Here is a 2,252-nt window from a genome sequence, read left to right on the forward strand (position 1 = left end):
CGCTCCACGCCACTCGGCGCAAAGCCACGTTCGCGGAACCAGTGCGCCGTGCGCGTGGTAAGCACGAACAGGGTACTCAAGCCCATTTGCCGCGCACGGCTCTCGATGCGCTCCAGCAATTCGTCGCCCCGTCCACCATGGCGGTACTCCGGGTTGACCGCCAGGCACGCCAGCTCGCCGGCCTCGGAATCGGCAATCGGGTACAGCGCCGCACAGGCGATGATCATGCCTTCGCGCTCGACCACACTGAATTGCTCGATCTCACGCTCCAGCACCTCGCGCGAGCGACGCACCAGGATGCCCTGCTCTTCCAGCGGGCTGATCAGGTCGAGCAAGCCACCGACGTCTTCGATGGTCGCCTCGCGCACCACCTCGAACTGCTCCTGCGATACCAGCGTGCCGCCCCCGCCGCGGGTGAACAGCTCAGTCAGCAGGGCGCCGTCTTCGGCATAACTGACGATGTGGCTACGCGCGACGCCGCCCTTGCAGGCTTCAGCCGCAGCATCCAGCAACTCGCCCTGGTAATCGCTGCCCAGGCGCTGCAGGTGCGGGGCCACCTGTTGTGGGCGCAGCTCGCGTATCAGCTTGCCGTCTGCGTCCAGCAAACCTGGCTCGGCGCCGAACAGCAGCAGCTTGTCGGCACCCAGGTCGATGGCCGCGCGGGTAGCGACGTCCTCGCAGGCCAGGTTGAAGATCTCCCCGGTGGGTGAGTAACCCAAAGGCGACAACAGCACGATGGAGCGCTCGTCGAGCAGGCGGCTGATGCCCTTGCGGTCGACCCGGCGCACTTCGCCGGTGTGGTGGTAGTCCACCCCTTCGAGCACACCGATCGGCCGTGCGGTGACCAAGTTGCCGGACGCCACGCGCAGGCGCGAGCCCTGCATCGGCGAGGCCGCGATGTCCATCGACAGGCGCGCCTCGATGGCCAGGCGCAGGGCGCCGACGGCGTCGATCACGCAGTCCAGGGTGGCGGCATCGGTGATGCGCAGGCCGCGGTGGTAATGCGGCGTCAGGCCGCGCTCAGCCAGACGGCTTTCGATCTGCGGGCGCGAGCCGTGCACCAGTACCAGGCGCACGCCAAGGCTGTGCAGCAGCACCAGGTCGTGGACGATATTGCCGAAGTTGGGGTGCTCTACCCCATCGCCAGGCAGCATGACCACGAAGGTGCAGTCGCGATGGGCATTGATGTACGGGGAGGCATGACGCAGCCAGTTGACGTAATCGGGCATGACAGGGCCTGTGAATAAGTGGACGGAGAACGGCGATACACGGGGCGTTCAGGATCATCGTCGGAACAGGCTTGCGGTCACGCGCGGTCTCCTCTAGGCAGGAACGAATCAGTACGATTGACGTTTAGTGCAGGCAATAGTGCCGGATCAGGTCACGCAATAGACGCACGGTAGGCTCGATTCGTGACATTTCAAGGTATTCGCCGGGCTGGTGGGCACAGGCGATGTCGCCGGGGCCCAACACGATAGTCTGGCAACCCAGCTGCTGAAGATAAGGTGCTTCGGTGCCGAACGCCACCGCTTCGGCGCGATGGCCGGTCAGGCGTTCGGCTACCTGCACCAGCTCGGCGTCGGCCGCCTGCTCGAACGGCGGCACCTCCGGGAACAGCGGTGCGTAGTCGATACGGACCTCGTGGCGCTCGGCCAGCGGCTGCAGTTTCTCGCGGATGGCCGCCCGCAACTGCTCGGCATCCATGCCCGGCAAAGGCCTAAGGTCGAACTCCAGTGCGCATTGGCCGCAGATACGGTTTGGGTTGTCGCCGCCGTGGATGCAGCCAAAGTTCATGGTCGGGGTGGGCACGCTGAACTGTGGGTTGCGGTAGGTTTGCTGCCATTGCTGGCGCAGGCCCATCAGCTCGCCCATGACCGCGTGCATGGCCTCCATGGCGCTGTGGCCCAGGCTTGGGTCCGAGGAATGGCCGCTGCGCCCCAGGATATCGATGCGCTCCATGAGGATGCCCTTGTGCATGCGGATCGGCCGCAGCCCGGTCGGTTCGCCGATCACTGCCGCTCGCCCCAACGGCTGGCCAGCCTCGGCCAGGGCGCGGGCACCAGACATGGAGCTTTCTTCGTCACAGGTGGCGAGGATCAGCAAAGGCTGCTTGAAATCGTGCTCCAGCAGCGGAATGACGGCTTCGATGACCAGGGCGAAGAACCCTTTCATGTCGCAGCTACCCAGGCCAACCCAGCGCCCGTCGGTTTCTGTCAGCTTCAGCGGGTCACTGCGCCACAGTTGTTCGTCGT

At 65.4% G+C, this 2,252-nt stretch carries 2 protein-coding genes; both read right to left on the bottom strand.

The genetic code is table 11. The features are described from left to right. Positions 1-1,229, bottom strand: a 1,229-nt coding sequence (argA, locus tag APH30_RS26855; RefSeq protein WP_054914232.1) for an amino-acid N-acetyltransferase, incomplete at its 3' end; no start/stop codon positions are given. A 124-nt stretch (positions 1,230-1,353) separates the two neighbouring features. Further along, a partial coding sequence (gene argE / locus APH30_RS26860; protein ID WP_054914233.1) for an acetylornithine deacetylase occupies positions 1,354-2,252 on the bottom strand: 899 nt, incomplete at its 5' end.

This window comes from Pseudomonas sp. NBRC 111127, assembly GCF_001320345.1.
GTDB classification, from domain to species: Bacteria; Pseudomonadota; Gammaproteobacteria; order Pseudomonadales; family Pseudomonadaceae; genus Aquipseudomonas; species Aquipseudomonas juntendi.